Annotated in this window: 13 protein-coding genes and 3 pseudogenes; 2 read left to right on the top strand and 14 right to left on the bottom strand. The window is 56.1% G+C overall.

The annotated features are described in order from the left end of the window. Positions 1–2 precede the first annotated feature (2 nt). The 7 genes from tssH to ACZ89E_RS11375 all read right to left on the bottom strand — a co-directional run bounded on the left by tssH (position 3) and on the right by ACZ89E_RS11375 (position 8,841). On the bottom strand, positions 3–2,606 hold the full coding sequence (gene tssH, locus ACZ89E_RS11405; protein ID WP_476255673.1) for a type VI secretion system ATPase TssH: 2,604 nt from the start codon (positions 2,604–2,606) through the stop codon (positions 3–5). Next, on the bottom strand, positions 2,603–3,673 hold the full coding sequence (gene tssG, locus ACZ89E_RS11400; RefSeq protein ID WP_149658795.1) for a type VI secretion system baseplate subunit TssG: 1,071 nt from the start codon (positions 3,671–3,673) through the stop codon (positions 2,603–2,605). The genes tssH and tssG overlap by 4 nt, the downstream gene beginning before the upstream one ends. Continuing rightward, positions 3,637–5,469, bottom strand: a complete 1,833-nt coding sequence (gene tssF / locus ACZ89E_RS11395) for a type VI secretion system baseplate subunit TssF (protein ID WP_149658794.1) — start codon at positions 5,467–5,469, stop codon at positions 3,637–3,639. The genes tssG and tssF overlap by 37 nt, the downstream gene beginning before the upstream one ends. Then, a complete protein-coding gene (gene tssE, locus ACZ89E_RS11390) occupies positions 5,469–5,951 on the bottom strand; it encodes a type VI secretion system baseplate subunit TssE (protein WP_059404745.1) in 483 nt (160 codons plus the stop codon). The genes tssF and tssE overlap by 1 nt, the downstream gene beginning before the upstream one ends. Positions 5,952–5,976: 25 nt before the next feature. Further along, a complete protein-coding gene (gene tssC, locus ACZ89E_RS11385; protein WP_059404744.1) occupies positions 5,977–7,479 on the bottom strand; it encodes a type VI secretion system contractile sheath large subunit in 1,503 nt (500 codons plus the stop codon). Between the two features lie 10 nt (positions 7,480–7,489). Continuing rightward, complete coding sequence (tssB, locus tag ACZ89E_RS11380; protein ID WP_149658792.1) at positions 7,490–8,023, bottom strand: type VI secretion system contractile sheath small subunit; 534 nt, start codon at positions 8,021–8,023, stop codon at positions 7,490–7,492. A 68-nt stretch (positions 8,024–8,091) separates the two neighbouring features. Next, positions 8,092–8,841, bottom strand: a complete 750-nt coding sequence (locus ACZ89E_RS11375; RefSeq protein ID WP_463260110.1) for a hypothetical protein — start codon at positions 8,839–8,841, stop codon at positions 8,092–8,094. Positions 8,842–9,473: 632 nt separating this feature from the next. On the opposite strand from ACZ89E_RS11375, the pseudogene ACZ89E_RS11370 reads away from it, so the two are divergent. Continuing rightward, positions 9,474–9,682 (top strand): annotated as a pseudogene (locus ACZ89E_RS11370) (hypothetical protein); the annotation flags it as partial. 53 nt (positions 9,683–9,735) lie between these two features. Here ACZ89E_RS11370 and ACZ89E_RS11365 read toward each other — a convergent pair. The 7 genes and pseudogenes from ACZ89E_RS11365 to ACZ89E_RS11335 form a co-directional block, all read right to left on the bottom strand. Beyond that, positions 9,736–10,098 (bottom strand): DUF7957 family protein, encoded by a 363-nt coding sequence (locus tag ACZ89E_RS11365; RefSeq protein WP_476255672.1) that lies wholly within the window; start codon positions 10,096–10,098, stop codon positions 9,736–9,738. Next, a pseudogene (gene tri1 / locus ACZ89E_RS11360) lies at positions 10,088–11,199 on the bottom strand (ADP-ribosylarginine hydrolase Tri1). Before tri1 ends, ACZ89E_RS11365 begins: the two are co-directional and overlap by 11 nt. A 406-nt stretch (positions 11,200–11,605) precedes the next feature. Continuing rightward, the gene (locus ACZ89E_RS11355) at positions 11,606–11,920 is read right to left on the bottom strand and encodes a hypothetical protein (protein ID WP_476255671.1); all 315 of its coding nucleotides are present in this window, start codon (positions 11,918–11,920) and stop codon (positions 11,606–11,608) included. Between the two features lie 70 nt (positions 11,921–11,990). After that, positions 11,991–12,287, bottom strand: coding sequence for an immunity protein Tsi6 family protein (locus tag ACZ89E_RS11350; RefSeq protein ID WP_149658787.1), 297 nt, complete (start codon positions 12,285–12,287; stop codon positions 11,991–11,993). Between the two features lie 37 nt (positions 12,288–12,324). Further along, positions 12,325–12,509: pseudogene (locus tag ACZ89E_RS11345) on the bottom strand (DUF6861 domain-containing protein); the annotation flags it as partial. A gap of 5 nt (positions 12,510–12,514) precedes the next feature. After that, complete coding sequence (locus ACZ89E_RS11340) at positions 12,515–12,778, bottom strand: hypothetical protein (protein WP_149658786.1); 264 nt, start codon at positions 12,776–12,778, stop codon at positions 12,515–12,517. An 8-nt stretch (positions 12,779–12,786) separates the two neighbouring features. Continuing rightward, complete coding sequence (locus ACZ89E_RS11335; RefSeq protein ID WP_476255670.1) at positions 12,787–14,196, bottom strand: DUF6861 domain-containing protein; 1,410 nt, start codon at positions 14,194–14,196, stop codon at positions 12,787–12,789. A gap of 702 nt (positions 14,197–14,898) precedes the next feature. Here ACZ89E_RS11335 and ACZ89E_RS11330 point away from each other — a divergent pair. Then, a complete protein-coding gene (locus ACZ89E_RS11330) occupies positions 14,899–16,752 on the top strand; it encodes a type VI secretion system Vgr family protein (protein ID WP_463260114.1) in 1,854 nt (617 codons plus the stop codon). Positions 16,753–16,764 lie beyond the last annotated feature (12 nt).

The following is a 16,764-nucleotide window of genomic DNA, read 5'->3' as shown; positions in this document are numbered from 1 at the left end:
ATTCAGCACAGGCTGTAGGCGAAATCGCCGTCGCTGCCCAACGCGATGTTCAAACTCTGGATCGGCTTGTCCTGCGCCATCCGCTCCAGGACCCGTTGCGCCAGTTCCGGCATCAGGGTTTTCGACAGGATGTTGTCGATGTTGCGGGCGCCGCTGTCGACTTCTGTGCAACGCGAGGCAATGGCTTTGACCAGTGCTTCGTCGTAGTTCAGGACGGCTTGATGGTTGCGCTCGAAACGCTTGCGGATGCGTTCGAGTTTGAGCGCGACAATGCGCTCCAGAATGGCGTCCTTGACCGGGTAGTACGGGACGATGGTCAGGCGGCCGAGGAACGCCGGTTTGAACACCTGGTTCAACTCCTCGCGCAGGCCTTCGACGATGTCTTCCGGCGTCGGTTGCTGCTCGGCATTCAGGCACCACTGCATGATGCGATCGGTGCCGGTGTTGGAGGTGAGGATGATCACGGTGTTGCGGAAGTTGATCTCCCGGCCTTCACCGTCATCCAGCACACCTTTATCGAACACCTGGAAAAACAGTTCGAGCACGTCCGGATGGGCTTTTTCCACTTCATCCAGCAGCACCACGCTGTAAGGCTTGCGCCGCACGGCTTCGGTCAGCACGCCGCCTTCGCCATAACCGACGTAACCCGGTGGCGAACCCTTAAGGCTCGATACCGTGTGGGCTTCCTGGTACTCGGACATGTTGATGGTGATCAGGTTACGTTCGCCACCGTACAGGGTGTCGGCCAGGGCCAGCGCGGTTTCGGTCTTGCCGACACCGCTCGGGCCGAGCAGCAGGAACACCCCGATCGGCTTGTTCGGGTCTTCCATGCGTGCGCGGGATACCTTGATGCGCTTGCCGATTTCCTGCAGGGCGTGATCTTGTCCCAGTACCCGTTCGCCCAGCAGCGCGGGCAGGCGCTGGACGGTGTCGATTTCATCACGGAGCATTTTGCCCAACGGGATGCCGGTCCAACCGGAGATCACTTCGCCAATGGTCCCGCCGTCGACCAACGCATGCACCAGCGGTTGTTCACCCTGGACGCTGGTCAGCTCGGCGCGTACCGCTGCAATCTCGCGGGCATCGGGTGTCTGGTTGTCCGGATGGCTGAGCGCGCCGAGTTTTTCCACCAGTTCCAGTTCGCGTTGCCACTGTTGCTCCAATGCATCGCGGGTTTGCTGTTGCGCCAGTAACTCGGTGTCGAGGATCGCCAGGCGCCGGGCATGGTCGCTGCCCTTGGCGGCTTCTTGCTGCAGCACCGAGATTTCAGCCTGAAGGTTATCGATGGTTCTTTTGCAGTCTTCCAGCGGCCCCGGCTGCGACGATTGACCGAGGGCCACCCGCGCACAGGCAGTGTCCAATACGCTGACGGCCTTGTCCGGCAACTGGCGCCCGGTGATGTAGCGATTGGACAAGCGCACGGCTTGCACCAGCGCTTCGTCCATCACCGTAACTTTGTGGTGATCCTGCATCTTGGCCAGCAGGCCGCGAAGCATGTGGATCGCCTTGTCTTCGTCCGGCTCCTCGACCTTCACCACCTGGAAGCGACGTGCCAGGGCGGCATCTTTCTCGAAGTACTTCTTGTACTCGGCCCACGTGGTCGCCGCGATGGTGCGCAATTCGCCTCGGGCCAAGGCTGGCTTGAGCAGGTTGGCTGCGTCGTTTTGCCCGGCCTGGCCACCGGAGCCGATCAGGGTGTGGGCTTCGTCGATGAACAGGATGATCGGGTGCAGGCTACGCTTGGTTTCTTCGATGACCGACTTGAGGCGGCTTTCAAACTCGCCTTTCACCCCGGCACCGGCCTGGAGCAAGCCCAGGTCCAGGGTGTGGATAGCCACGTCTTTAAGCACCGACGGCACATCTCCCTGGATGATGCGCAGCGCCAGGCCTTCAACCACGGCGGTTTTACCGACGCCGGCTTCACCGGTCAGGATCGGGTTGTTCTGGCGCCGACGGGTGAGGATGTCGACCATCTGCCGAACCTCGAACTCACGTCCCAGCACGGGATCAATCCGGCCTTCGCGCGCACTTTGCGTCAGGTTGATGGTGTATTGATCGAGAGCCGGGGTCTTGCCGTTGCCTTTAACCGTACTGCGCGCAGCGACGTCCGCCCCCGCCAACGGCTTGGCTTGCTGCGATTCGGCGCTGCCTTCGACCAGCGCGCCGAGGTTGACCCGCAGGTCGTCGGCATTGATTTTTTCCAGCTCGGGGGCGGACGCGATCACTACCCGGCGCAGCTCGTTGTCATCCAGCAATGCTTGCAACAGATAACCGGTGCGAATCTGCCCTTGCCCGAACTCGATAGAGGCCAGCACCCAGGCTTGCTCGATCATTCGCGTAATGTGCGGCGACAGCGCAGGCGTGCGAGTGTTGCCTTTTTTGAAGGTCCCCAGCGCGGTCACCAACTGAGCCTGCAGGCGATCCGGCACCACATCGTAGTGACGCAGAATGGCCGGCAGGTCGTTGTCGTTGCTGTCGAGCAACTGCAATAACAGGTGCTCGATCTCGACGTCGTAATGCTGTTCCGACAAGCACAAGGCCGCGGCACTTTCGGTGGCGGTGCGGCTGGTGTCGTTCAGTTTGGCAAACAGGGACTTCAGGTTCACAGGGAGACCCCATCAAAAGGAATGTGGAAGAGGGCACAACGGGAAGGTTCCACGTCGACACCAGGACGTTTGAGCCAGCCTTGCCAGCCCAGTGCAACGTTGCCCTGGCGACCGAGGCGGGCCACGGGGACTGCTTCGGGTTTGAGCCGGGGCGACAACTGGAAGTCCAGTTCGGCGCCGACGTAGAACCGCACCAGCTCCACCAGTTTCTGGTAGTCGACGGTGCCTGGCTGGAAGCGCTGATAGTCGACCAGGTCCAGCGGACCCAGCTCGATGCGCACGCACGATTGGTAATCCCAGACCCGGTTACCGGCGACTGCGCTTTGCCCGAGCGCGGCGTTTTTGCGGCCCAATTGCGTGCATTGGCTGGCGTCGAGTTTCAGCCAGCGTCCGGCAAATGGCTTGACCTTGAATGGCAGCGAAAAATAGAAGGACAGCATCACTTCAAGGTTCAGTGAGTTGCGCGGCTTCTGGGCAAACAGGCCGGAGAAATAGCTGAACAATTCGCGCCGCAGCGGTGAGCCTTGCTTGTCGAATTTCTGCTTCTGCGCCTCAGGCCCGAAGCCCACCAGGTTGAGCAGGTAGCGATCGAAATCCGAGGTGCCGTTGCGTTCGTATTCGATGTAGAACTTGTATTTCTGCCAGGCCTCGTAGAACAGCGTGGTCATTCGATGCGAGAACATATCGAGGAAGGCGTGGGCCGCATCATCGCGGTGCTGGATATGCCGCTCGATCAACAACTCGGTGTAGGGACGCGGTAACACGCCGGACGGCCCGACCAGTCCCATGAACGTGACTTGCACTTCAGACAGGGGCAAACCTGCCGCGGACACCTTGCCTTCACGCTCAAACTGCAAGTCGCTGACTTCACTCGCAGGGAAGTTCAGCGACAGCTGCGAGCGAAAACGCAAAGGGTCTTCGTGCGGTCGAGTGTCCAGGTCCATGCGCCCGGTTCTGCTGTAATGCAGACGGAGCAAACGCACCAATTGGAAAAACTCGAATCGGTGCGGCTCAGCCCGTGCCTGATCGATCAGACCAGGGGTTGATCGCCGGTTCGCGGTGGCCATTGGACGACTCTCTTTTCGCGCTGCAAGGTGCGAAGGGTTAATTGGGTAAAACTGTTCATGGTGCAGTACTGGCCAAAGAAGTGGTCGAGCACCATGCCGAACAAAAACACACCGCTGCCGGTGTATTGGCTTTCATCGAAATTGAGGGTGATACCGACGCCTCGGACAAAGTTCGGACGTGGATGGCCGATGCGTGCCACCACCGGCTCGCTGCTGACCGAGACAATCCCGTTGATCTGTTTGCGCAGCGCCGACACATTGCGGTAGTTGTAGAGCGACAGCAGCTCCAGCAGCACTTCGCGCCCCTGGGACACCAGCGACATGTGGTTGAGCGAGAGGTGCGAAATCAGCCGCCAGATCACCCCGTTACCCAGCGGCACGCGCGCGGTTGCGGTGGGTTTGCGCAAGCAGCGGATGTCCTGGATCACCGAGTTGCCGGGGATGTTGAAGTCTCCGCGCTCACCGCCGAACGGCAGCATCAACGGCAGGTCACGATTGCTGCAGGTCAGGCGCAAGCTCAAGGTGTCGTTGCTGGAGTTGATCAACTCCAGTTCGCGATCCACCACCCGGATAAACACATCCGACCCATCACGCTGGCGCGACTGCACCGGCCGACGTCGTGCGATCCAGAAGCTCTGGCCGGGACCTTGATCGCCACGCGGTTCGAAGAACGGATGACAGGTGCTGACCTGATCGACACCGCCGACTTTGCGCACCCGACGCACACGATCGATCGACACCACTTCCGCCGAGCCTTGCAGGCGCACATCCGGCGTCACGGCATACTCGTGCTGGGCGTGGGTCAACTTGATCGGCTCTGCCTGTTGGCGGAACAGATTGATGATCGGCGTGCAGTTGAGCTTGAAGTTATTGCGCCCGATGTTCTGCGTCAGGCGCGCCAGGCGATCGCTCAGGTCGTAGTCCGAAAAGTAGAAGTTGATCTCGATTTTCTCGAGGTTCTGGCCCGCTAACAGCCGCGCAAAACCCGACAGGTCGAAGAACATGAACTTGTCCGGGAAGGTGAAGTACTCGTGCAGCAAGCGATAACCCAGGAACGAGCGCTCCGAATAATCCACCAGGCCTTCATCGCGACCATAACCGACGGCTTTCAGCGCGTTCGCTGGCAGCGAGATCTCGCGGGTTCGCCCCTCATCCTCGAACGACAACGTAGCCTTGGCCAGGTTGTTGAACAGCAGCTCATAGAGCTGCAGCATCAGGGTGCTTTCGCCATCGAGGAAAAAACGCAGGCTGTCCAGTTCCATCTTGCCGAACAACACATCAGAGGTCGCCGTCAGGCCGATGCGCAGGCGCGCGACCAAGTCAGCGCGATGACCGTTGAACGCTGAGCGTTCCATTTCAATGAACGACGCTTGATGCACTGCCACCGGCCACAGTTCAACCGGGTAGCAAGTGCGGAATTTGCACACCACGCCATCAATCGGGTTGGCGCTGAGTTCGGTGTGGCGGGCGACGCGGAAGGCTTCGGTGACCTTTTCCTGCTTGCCCATGTTGAACTCGACGATCGACATCGACGGGGTAGGGCGCAGGTAATGCGGGTACAACACTTCGAGAAACGACTCGACGATTTCCGGCAGCTCATCGTCGAGTTTTTTGTGCACGCGGGCCGACAGGAACGAGAACGCTTCGATCAAGCGCTCGGTATGCGGGTCTTCGCAGTTATCGCCCTCGATGAGCAACCGCGAAGCAATCTTCGGGTACTGGCTCGCGAACTCCTGCCCTAAAAAGCGCAGGTGCGACAGTTCCTTTTCGTAATAGGGCAGCAGATCGTCGAGCATCAGTTGAGGTTCTGCACTTTGTATTCCTGGGTGTTGACCTGCAGCACCGCGTCGAAGGAAACCTGACGGGTGATGTCCTGCAGGCGCAGTACTGCGTCCACGCGGAAGGTCAGCATGCGTTGGCCGGTTTGTTGGGCGAGCAGTTGGACTTTTACGCTGCGAAACCGTCGATCGCCGACGGTGATCGCTTTCTCCAGTTGTCGTTGAATCAACAGGCGGTCTTGTGGATCAAGCACGCTGCGACTGGTGAAATCCGGCATGCCGTAGTCGAGGATGGTTCCGCTCAAATTGACGAAACCCTCCAGCTCGTTGGCGACCAGGGACTGGCGCGTGTTGACCAGCACCTCCAGGTCGCGAACGATGCTGGCCTTGTAATCGGCCAGCGAACACAAGCGTTGCGATGAAGCTTCCATGGATTGATGCGGATGATCGTCCAGCAATCGATCCAGCAACGATGGCAACAGCTTGTGTTGACTACTCATATAGCCTCCCTGGCAATGGTGTGGATCAGCCGCGAGTCGATTGCGGCAATTCGGCGACCAGGCGCAACGAAGCGGTCAGTTCGTCCAGTTGGTAATGCGGACGCAGGTACGTCACGGCCTTGTACACACCTGGTTTGCCGGGAACCTCGAACACTTCAGCCCGCGCTTCGCGCAACGGGAATTTGGCCTTGGCTTCCTGGCTGGCGGTGTCATCCAGCAGTACATAGCTTGACAGCCATTTGTTGAGGAACATCTCAACGTCCTTGCGGGACGCGAAGCTGCCGATCTTGTCGCGCATGATCGCCTTCATGTAGTGCGCGATGCGCGACGTAGCGAAGATGTATTGCAGCTGCGCGGAAAGCCGGGCGTTGGCGTTGGCGATGTCGGTGTTGTAGTGCTTCTGTTTCTGCGCCGACTGAGTACCGAAGAACGCGGCGTAGTCGGTGCCTTTGCAGTGCACCAGCGGAATGAAGCCAAGGTCCGACAGTTCTTTTTCACGACGGTCGGTGATGGCGATTTCGGTCGGGCACTTGAGGGCAATTTCGCCGTCATCGGTTTTGAACGTGTGCGTCGGCAGGCCTTCCACCAGACCGCCACCCTCGACACCGCGAATCGCCACGCACCAGCCGTATCGCGAGAACGCGTCGGTGACCCGAGTGCCCAGCGCGTAGGCGGCGTTCATCCACAGGTACTTGTTGTGGTCGCGGCCATCGACGCTTTCCACGAAGTTGAATTCTTCAACTGGCGTGGTATCCGGGCCATAAGGCAGGCGACCCAGCACGTGCGGCAACGTCAGACCGACATAACGCGAGTCTTCGGAGGCGCGGAACGACTTCCACTTGGCGTATTCGACGGTATCGAAAATCTTCGCCAGGTCCCGTGGGCCGGACATGTCGGTAAACGAATCCCAGCCGAACAGCTCTGGCGAAGCCGCCGAGATAAACGGTGCATGGGCCGCGGCGGCGACATGGGAGATCTCTTCGAGCAGGTACATGTCTTCGGGGCTGCGATTGAACTCGTAATCACCCAGCAACATGCCGAACGGTGCACCACCGAAGGTGCCGTACTCTTCTTCGTAGATCTTTTTGAACAGCGCGCTCTGGTCGAATTCGGAGGCGGACTTGAGGTCGCGCACCAGGTCTTTCTTCGACGCATTGAGCAGGTGAATCTTCAGCGTGGTGCTGGTTTCGGTCTGGTCCACCTGATACTTCAGGCCACGCCACGACGCTTCCAGTTGCTGGAATTCGCGAGCATGCATGATTTCGTTCATCTGCTCGGAGAGCATCGCGTCGATTTCGGCGATGCGCGCATCGAGCACGGCAATCAGGTCCTTGCTCGGCGTCATTTCGCCTTCGAGTACCTGGCTGACCAGTTCGCCGATCAAATCACGTGTGCGGGTGCGCTCAGTCTCGGAGCGCGCCACACGGCTTTGCGAAATGATGCTGTCGAGCAGCGAGGATTGCGGGGCGAAGTTTTCCACTTCAACCAGATCGCCGTCCTGTTGAGTCACGGTTTGCTTATCGTTCATCTTCAGGCTCCTACTCTTTGCCATCGGTGGCTGGAACAGCGGCTTCGCGGCCGAATTCCTTGCCCAGCGTTTTCAACTTTTCGGTGTTCTGCAACACGTCCATGAGCAGCTCTTCGAGCTTGTCGTTGCCGCCCATTTTGTTGCGCAGATCAGCCAGCTTGTTGCGCACTTCCAGCAGCTTGCGCAGCGGCTCGACCTGCTTCACCACGTTCTGCGGCTCGAAGTCTTCGAGGGCGTTGAAGTTGAGCTCGACGCCCAACTGCGTGCCGTTCCTGACCAGCGTGTTGTCGACCCGATAACTCAGGCGCGGCTTGATGCCCTTGAGCACGCCGTTGAAGTTGTCGCGGTCGATGAAAATGAACTTGCGCTCTTTGAGCTTCGGCAGCGGCTCCAGCGGGTTGCCGGAGAAATCGCCCAGCACACCGACGACAAAGGGCAGCTCTTTCTTTTCCTGAGCGTCACCGATATCCACGTCATAGGTGATATGGACCCGAGGCGCGCGAACGCGGTCGAGTTTGTGCTGGGTACTTTCCTTCTTCGCCATCGTGATCTCCTGTGCGAACCAATTCGCTGCAAGTCGTTTGCGTTCCGGCCAGCGGGTGGCCGGGCGCGTTACATTCCTTCGATCGTCAGCAGAAGGCGCTGACGGATTTCATCGTTCATTTCAATAATGTTTTCGTGCCCCACCAACTCTTCGAAGCTGGTATTGCCGGCGATCTGCGTGCTGCTGCGGATAACCGATTCGTCCGGCAATTGGGAGCGCACCGGTGAACCGATGACGCAGAAGGGCAGGTCGCCAAAGTCTTTGAGGCGCTCGAAACTGAGGGGGAAGCGCAGGCCGCCAAACAAACGGCCCAGGCCAGGTGACTGGCTCAGGCAGTAGAACAACACCAGGTAGTGCACGACGAAGCGGTACAACTCGGCGCTGCTGCGATTGGGGTCTTTGATGACGGTGCGAAAGCGCGCCAGGTCGAACGAGTTGAAGCCCACGACCCAGCGCACAGGGCTGGTGATGCGGATGGTCTGGCCGCTTTGCGAGAGCACCTTGTCGTACTCCAGCGGAAACAGTTCCGGCGTCGTGCCGATCAGGTTGAGAGGCACTTCCAGTTCATTGACCAACTGAAAGGGCGTTGCCGACCCGATGCGGTCGTAGAGTTCCTTGAACTCCTTGAAGTGGTGCTGGGTTTCGCGGCCGCTGCTGCGCTGCGCGCCTTGCAGGTATTCACCGAAAAACGTCTGCGGACGGATCAGCAATGCGAGGGTCGACAGATAATCCGAAGCCTGCGCCTTGAGCGCATCGGAAATGGCCCGGGTCTGGCTTCGCAATTTGATCAGTGCTTCAACGTCAAACGTCTGAGTCATCGGTGTATCTTCCTTGAACTCTTTACGACCGCTTCCCGATTCTTCAGGGAAAACGTGAAGAGCTACGAATTTCTCAATTGAGCACCTGTTCACAAAGTGCGATGGCCGACGTTTCTACATCGGAAATGCACATTGGCAGGAATTTGTAGGAACACGGTGCTGGCATATGGATGTCGAGTGGCCAGCAACGTCGTATATGGCAACATCTCGAATAGAAAAGTTCATACAGAAAAGGATTTTTTCTCGTTTTTGATACATGCCGCAATGATGTCCGCTTGCCATTAGTTGACGGATCTGTCTGACAGAAGACTCTGAAACCTAGCAAGTTCAATGGTTTGAGAAGGATTATGGATCCAATTTCCAAGTGAAATTAATTTGAAAAAAGGTGAACCGGTTCACCAAATTCAGGTTCGGTGAGTGCCAGCTAAAATGTGAACGGAGAAAAAGGGAGGATTTATTGCGCCTGGAAGTGATGGCAATACAGAGTATTTGGAATAAGGAAAAAGTTTATTTCGTTGCTCTGTTTGTAGGACGGCATTGCGGGGCTGCATAGGGTTGGCATCGCTGTATAGCGCGTTCAGTGCCATTACGTCCCAGGGAGCTTTCGCGACGGGCTGTGCAAATGCGCAAGGGACGCGCCCATGCCAGAACTGGCCTGCGCTCGTTCTATGCGCCTGATGTGAGGCTCGACAAGAAAAAACGCTGGGTCCAGTTGCAGCTGATGCAGTTTTGTCGCGACGACAAGAAACTCAAGGAGAAGGAGTTGGCGGAACTGATTGGTACGTACCTGAACGCAGGAACGGCGCGGCATTTGTTGCAGCAGCGCTTTGAGCAGGCGTAACGGAGGGGACGCTGGCAGCCGCTGAGGTTGTCAGCCATTGAGTGAGCGGTGTCCTATTTTTCAGAAGCAGCAACGCTGACGGTGCCATTGTGCAAGTCGACCAAGTAGCTGAGGCCATTCCAGTTGCCGGCAATCACCGCCGCATCTTTGTCGCAGTAGAGGCTCATGTAGGGCTTGTCGACTTCCGTGCCATGGGGGCTTTCTTCGATTTGCCAGAGCAGTTCACCGTGCATCGACAGTGCGAAGACGTTTCTATTGAAAATTAAATGGGGCGGAGGCTCGACCAGAATCAACAGCCTGTTGTTGTGTTGAAAGGCCTCTTTGACGGGGTGAGGCAGGTAAATGGGTTGACCTGCTATCCATAGGGTTCCGTTTTCAACACGATGCCACGTTTCGGTCATTTCTTTAATTCCCATAAATCACTTCGTCCATGTCGTCATGGGGTGGGGCGTTTTCGAATAACTGTTGCGCCAGGTGTTGTATATGTTCTGACCAAGCAATCGTTTTGACCCATTCTTCAGGGATGCCCGTCACTCCGTACAGCGCCCCGGCTATCTGGCCGGCCGTAGCTGCCACGCTGTTGGCATCATCCGCCAGATTGGCAGCCAGCAGGATCGCATCCTTGAAGTTGTCCGTGTTCCAGACTGCCCACAGAGCTGCTTCCAGCGTATCGATGACGTAACCAGAGGAACGTATTTGATCGCGGTTTTTTTGTTTGTATTCGCCAGCGTTGATGATCAAGGGGCGGGGATACAAAGCACGAACCATTGGCGACAAGGTTTCTTCTTTGTCCGCCCCATTGAGGGCCAGGTGCAGTTGAGCGCCCAGCAGTTCGCAGCTATTTACCGCCTCTACAGCCCGGTGAGTGCAACGGCTTTGCGCCGAGCTTTCTCGCCAAGTGCCGGACAAAGAGTGGCGGCGGAGATGGCGGTGGGTGCCAGTCTGATGATTGTTCCATTGCCAGCTGTGGAAGGGTGATCGTTGCCGTACCAGTCAACACCATGGACCAGTAGTCCTTCCAGTGCGGTGTGAGTGGCATTGCCAATGTCAAAACATTTTCCGTTATGGCTGTTTTCGCCATTTTTATACCAGCGACAAAGCCGTTGTGTGTAATCGAGGAAATCGAAATTATTGTTTGCTACGTAAGTGTCTGCGAGGGCCAGCGCCATGCTCGTATCGTCAGTCCACTCTCCCGGTTTTAGCTTGAAGGGACCACCTCCGACCATGTCATTAACATGCTCTCGATCACGAGACAGAAACTCCAGCGTTGTACCCACTGCGTCGCCGATCGCCAACCCAAGCAGGCAACCCTTTGCTCGGTCCAGCGCCTGTTCTTCAGTGAGGGTGCAAGGTCTGGAAGACAGCCAGCCAGGCTTCTCGTTTGCCAACTTGGGGGCGTCCGGCTGCAACATGAAATCCATGCGTTGACGCAGTTGAGGGGATGGAGGTGGGAGGAGATGGTCGTAACGCTCAGTGTATTTGGAGAGCACTTCGTTTGAGCTTCTTAAATCGATCATGGGCTCTCTTCCGTTTGGTGTGCTCTCGAAGATACTTTCATTCTGGGCAACTTGGGCGTGGTCATGAGGAATTTAGCTTCGATCAAACGTATCCCATAACACCTTTCGAATTGCGTCCAGCCGTGCGTTATCTACGACTCGTTGCTCAACGGTATCCCTATCAATATAGACGTCAGAGAATCCTGATTTGGTTCCTGCCATTGTTCTATACATGGATGTTGCTTCGCGCCACTCGTTACTGTCCGACAAAGGATCTTCAGAAAGAATTCGCATTATTGCATTTATACCAGCATCAAAATTTCTACAGCGTTCTTTGTGAAAAATTTCTTTGAGCTCAATCAGCAGTGTTATGCAATGTGAGTTTGTCATGATTTTTCTATTCGCCCAAAGAGTACTCGACTTCGCTTCATGGTTTACTGATTTTTTCTTTGATGAGTTTATAGGCGCCCCAATCTCGGCCACCTATTAATTCAATATAGAAGTTGGTGTAAGCGCTTTTGAGGTCGCTATAGTCCCTGATATTGGTTTCATCGAACAGTCGGTGGCCAGGGATTTCTCTGGGTTCAATATTCTCCGATAAGGCGCCTCGTTCAGCTGCTGATAGTAGTGAATCTAGTTGACTGTATAGCATTGCCACTGTTTGATCTTTGTCTTTAAAGGATTCGAGCTTTTCACGTAATAGGCGTGCGGCTATTTTCAGTTCATTAATATTAGTTTTCATTTTATCTGCTTGCTGAACCAATCGCCCAACTGTGCCTTGAGCCAGCACAGGGTTGGCGATTCGCCTCCAGTCATTTCGGTAATACTATTTTTAGCCCATTTGCCGATTGCTCAGCTATGTAGTAGACATCCATCAGCGCCCTTGCCAGTTCGGCATCGGTGTCTTCGAACTCTTTTGCACCGATAAATCCCAGTGTCAGATCGTGCAGTCTGGACTTGTCCTGTTCGGTTCCATCAAATACCGACCTAACGTACATAAGCTGGTTTATCAGCGACGTATATACAGGAAGCTGTGGGCAGCCATCACGTCGATCGATGGTGATCGCAAGGGCTTTGTCGACGTATTCGAGTGGGGTCGAAGGTTTCATCATTCACCTGAACTGATTAGCTTAAAGCCTTCCTTTTACCCTGGCCCTTCAGGCCAGAAATTTTGATTCCTTCCTCCGAGTGCCAGGCTGTGGCCATGTCTTCCTGAAATGTAGACAGGCAGGCGAGTAGCCCTTGGTAATTGGCAATGGCGGACAAGCCCAGGTCCATGAGAATCAGATTTCCGACTTGCAGCCGATACCGGCCCCGGGGACAACTCCGGGTTGTCTTAGATAGCCGAGCCTCTGTTAGTTCCAGGCTTCTCAATTAGCAACTCGTCCAGTTCTCTACGACGGCATTTCATAACGAATTCCACTGCGGCATCAATGTCTTTTTGAAAAAGTTCGAAGCTTGCGCGATCTATTTCGTAATATTCCTCATAGTCAACCATGCCGTTGCTAACTGGAAATGAAACGTAGAACCTCCCGGAGGTTTCCTCGATTCCTATCGAAAAAAGTTCCTCGCGATTTACATAAATGTCTTGAAATTTCATCGTGTTCTCTACTTTAAAGGAGTTGTCTTAAATAGCTCCGAGGAGATCTTCCCGGCGTCAATTACTGCTTCAAGGTTACCATCTGGCAATTTTCCGCCCGGAAGCCAAAACTGGTTGGCGCCCGCTTCATTGCCAGATGGGATGCGCAGCCCTAGTTTGTCAGGAGAAGGAATATCAATACGCACAAGTGTCTCTCTCTCCAAAAAGCCTTCTGGAAGACCGAGTGCCTTTTCCATGGCTCCTTTGTCGCCAGCGGCCTTAGCCAAAATCTCGTCTACTTCATGGTTGGCCATGATGAATGAAGTACCATCTTTTTGAGCTATTCCATATTTTTCAAAGTTAGATTTTGGCATCAGACGTGAAGCGCCTTTCTGAAATTGTGCAAGGTGCTGAGCGATATAATCGGGATTTAGATATGTCGTCGGATCCGGCCTCGAGCCTTTTGGTATTGCGAGAATATCACCCGCAGTGAAGCCAGGTTTGAACATAGGAGGATTAATGTCTACCGGCCGCCTGTCAGAACGTTCGCGCGCCGGAGGGGGCTCCTGTCTCGTCAACCGCACCGGCTCATTCACCCTTAACGCCGGCTCCGCCAGCAACTTCTGCTCATTCCTGGCGAGCCACCCAGCCAATTGCTTGTTCGTTATCTCGGCCTGAAGCTTCGCGCTGCGCGTCGCGATGCTTTCCATGCTGCCCACGACACCGGCTTTCACCTGGCCGCGTGTCAGGTAGGTGACGATGGCAGTGAGCAGCAGCAATACCAATTGCTCTTGCCCGCGAGCCAGTTGTCGCGCCGCTCGTTCGATACGTTCCTGCACCAATGCGGCAGAACCACCAGTAGGGTCCAGGCCAGCAGGTTTGACGCCTTCTTCCGAATGCCAGGCTGTGGCGATGCCTTCTTGCAATGTTGATAGGCAGGCGGGTAGACCCTGGTAAAAATATTCGGCAATGGCCGACAAACCCAGGCCCATGAGAATCAGGTTGCCCACTTGCAAGCCGATACCGGCCCCGGCGGCAGCTCCGGGTGCGGCACCGATACCAAATGCGAAAGCACCCGCTGCGCCCCCGGCGATGGTGCCGACCGCAACGCTACCGCCCAGAATCATTGAGACTTCTTTGACCAGCTGCAGCAGCACAGGGAGGATCTGCTCGATTTCGATCGAGGCCCACTTGCGCTTGAGGTCCATCTGGATGATCGGGTAGGAGAGCGTCATGGCGCGAGTCACCGCATCGATCCGGTGCCCGCCCATGTAGCCATAGGCTTGGCTCGCGCCGTTGCCGACGCGTCGGGTGAAACCGTTCCAGTTGTCGTGAGCGCTTTGCAAGCCCTCATTGACGCCCTGGTTCAGTTCGCTGAATTTCTGATCGAGATTTCGTTCGACGTCGGCCCAGCTGGGCACATTCGCTAAAAGATCCATTTACACATCACTGCCCTTGGGTGGAAGAAGCTTCCCTGTCGCTACGTTTTAAGTGTCGGATATTCGACTCTTATGCGTGAGCCGCGATACTGGCCATTAGCCGCAGTCTAGACCGCACTACGGGTAATAAAATTCAATGTGGATCCCATTTTTATTATTCACGTTACACCCGGCAATGATGTCAATGAGGCACTAGTCGCTTTTTAATAGCACCTAATTCTCGTTCCTCGTTGATATATCGGCGTTTCTACGGTGCTGAATGGGCTCATAAATATTTTTCAAACTTTCCTGATGGACGAGTTCGCGTCTGGAGATCGCTGTGCAAGGCCGGTTCCGGGTTGACACGGTGCAGGGCGAAGGTGTTTCCTTTGCTGCTTTCGAAGCGCCGTTATGCTGCTCAGACTGTGACCGTTCTCTCAATTTTGCGTGGTTAGTGGCACTTTCGCACTGCGCCACGGTCGCAGTACCAGACTTTGAATCCCGTTTTCAGAAATCTTCTACGGTCTCAAAAGTATGACGGGTAAAAGCTTGTAGGCAGTTTCATACAAAGTTTCGGGTATTTAGGTCTGCCATCTCACAAGGCGGCGGGTTGTTTCCCTGATCCATGATGTTGCAATCGGGTTTTGACCCTCTTGTCAGATTCGTTATGCGCAGTGGCTGGCGAGGACGGTAGCGTTCTCCACTGCTTTCAAGGAGATACACATGTTGATGGACCTTGCCGCGATGCTTTCGCCGCAGAATCGGCGCCTGTTCAAATTCACGAACCTTGCCAATCCCGACCAGCAATTATTGCTTGAGTCCTTCAAGGGAACTGAAGGTCTGTCACGTGCCTATAACTTCGAATTGCTGCTGGTGTGCCAGGATTCGGAGGTTGAGCTCAAGTCGATGATGGGCCAGCACGTGGTGCTGGAGATCGAGCTGGCCGAGGCGGGCCCACGGTATCTGTCGGGTTACCTGACACGCTTCGCCAGTATCGGCAGTGACGGCGGCATGGCCCGCTACACCGCGACGCTGAACCCCTGGTTCTCGATGCTGAAAAACCGATTCGACACCCGCATCTTTCAGGGCTGCACCGTCGAAGACGTAGTGACTCAGGTGTTCGCCTTATGCACTGCGTTTTCCCGGCATGAATTCCGCCTGAGCAAGCCGCTCAAAAAGTACACCTACATCACCCAATACCGCGAAACCGACTTCAACTTCGTCCAGCGCCTGCTGGAAGAAGAGGGGATGTTCTACTACTTCGAGCACACTGCCGAAGGCCACGTCATGATCATCTGCGACGACTCCACCACGCTGGTGCCGTTGCCTGAGCAGCCACAGATTCGCTATCACACCGCTTCGGTCACCGAGACCGCGGACTCCATTACCCAATGGAGCGGTAATCGCCAATTGCAGTCCGGAAAGATCGCTGTCCAGACCTTCGATTACCGCCAGCCAACCAATCGCCTGCCGGTCACCATGAAGAGCCTGAACAAGCAGGGCGATGTCGAAGATTTCGAGATCTACGATTTCCCCGGCCAGTACACCCACGGCACGTACGACGAAGGTGAGGCGCTGGTCCGGTTGCGCGTTGAAGCGCTGGAGCTGAAAGGCAAAAGCTTTCAAGGCGCGAGTAACTGCCGCGCGATGAAACCCGGCTACACCTTCGAACTGCTGCAGCATTACGACCACGATCAAGGCTCGGCCGACGATCGCCAGTTTCTGCTGATGAGCGTCGAAAGCGAAGGCCACAACAACTACCTCAACGGGTACCCGGCGAGTTACTACAACACCTTCTCCTGCGTGCGCAAAAAGATCGTGTTCCGCCCCCAACTGACCACACCACGCCCGACCATTTCCGGCCCGCAGACCGCCATCGTTGTCGGCCCGCCGGGCGAGGAAATCTTCACCGACGAACTCGGCCGCGTGAAAGTGCAATTCCACTGGGACCGCAAAGGCGAGCACAACGACAAGAGTTCGTGCTGGGTCCGCGTAGCCCAATCCGGAGCCAGCGGCGGCTTCGGCAGCATCCTCATTCCCCGGGTCGGCGATGAAGTCGTCGTGGTCTTTCTGGACGGCAACCCTGATCGTCCGTTGATCATGGGCAGCCTCTACAACAGCCAGAACACACCGCCGTGGTCGCTGCCGGCGAACAAGACGCAGAGCGGGTTTTTGACGCGTTCGATGAAGGGCGATGGCGGTACGGCGAACTTTTTCCGCTTTGAAGACAAGGCGGGGGCCGAGCAGGTCATCGTGCATGCCGAGCGCAACATGGACACCGAGATCGAGGTCGACGAGATCCACAGCGTCGGCAGCAATCGAACGATCACGGTCGGCGGCACGCACACCGAAACGATCAAGAAAGACACGGTGATGAATGTTCAGGAAGGCTCGTTGACGATTCAGGTCGACAACCAGTTCATTCAGGTCAATGCCAAGCAGCACATCATTCTTCAGGTGGGGGACAGCAGCATCACCCTCACGCCGGATGGCATCGAGATCAAAGGCAAGACGATTGTCACGACCAGCACTGGCACCACCCAAATCACGGGCTCCGAGGTTCGGGTCAATGACTAGAGAATCGTGTCT

The sequence above is a fragment of the Pseudomonas sp. TE3899 genome (genome assembly GCF_056279105.1).
Note: the sequence above shows the minus strand (reverse complement) of the source record. Positions and strands in the feature narration are given on the sequence as shown.

Excerpts from the sequence above, each read along its gene's own strand:
- tssE (WP_059404745.1), bottom strand. The coding sequence starts at position 5,951 with ATGAGTAGTCAACACAAGCTGTTGCCATCGTTGCTGGATCGATTGCTG.
- ACZ89E_RS11335 (WP_476255670.1), bottom strand. The coding sequence starts at position 14,196 with ATGGATCTTTTAGCGAATGTGCCCAGCTGGGCCGACGTCGAACGAAAT.
- tssF (WP_149658794.1), bottom strand. The coding sequence starts at position 5,469 with ATGCTCGACGATCTGCTGCCCTATTACGAAAAGGAACTGTCGCACCTG.
- tssC (WP_059404744.1), bottom strand. The coding sequence starts at position 7,479 with ATGAACGATAAGCAAACCGTGACTCAACAGGACGGCGATCTGGTTGAA.
- ACZ89E_RS11365 (WP_476255672.1), bottom strand. The coding sequence starts at position 10,098 with ATGGGAATTAAAGAAATGACCGAAACGTGGCATCGTGTTGAAAACGGA.
- ACZ89E_RS11355 (WP_476255671.1), bottom strand. The coding sequence starts at position 11,920 with ATGAAAACTAATATTAATGAACTGAAAATAGCCGCACGCCTATTACGT.
- ACZ89E_RS11375 (WP_463260110.1), bottom strand. The coding sequence starts at position 8,841 with ATGACTCAGACGTTTGACGTTGAAGCACTGATCAAATTGCGAAGCCAG.
- ACZ89E_RS11340 (WP_149658786.1), bottom strand. The coding sequence starts at position 12,778 with ATGAAATTTCAAGACATTTATGTAAATCGCGAGGAACTTTTTTCGATA.
- ACZ89E_RS11330 (WP_463260114.1), top strand. The coding sequence starts at position 14,899 with ATGTTGATGGACCTTGCCGCGATGCTTTCGCCGCAGAATCGGCGCCTG.
- tssB (WP_149658792.1), bottom strand. The coding sequence starts at position 8,023 with ATGGCGAAGAAGGAAAGTACCCAGCACAAACTCGACCGCGTTCGCGCG.
- tssG (WP_149658795.1), bottom strand. The coding sequence starts at position 3,673 with ATGGCCACCGCGAACCGGCGATCAACCCCTGGTCTGATCGATCAGGCA.
- ACZ89E_RS11350 (WP_149658787.1), bottom strand. The coding sequence starts at position 12,287 with ATGAAACCTTCGACCCCACTCGAATACGTCGACAAAGCCCTTGCGATC.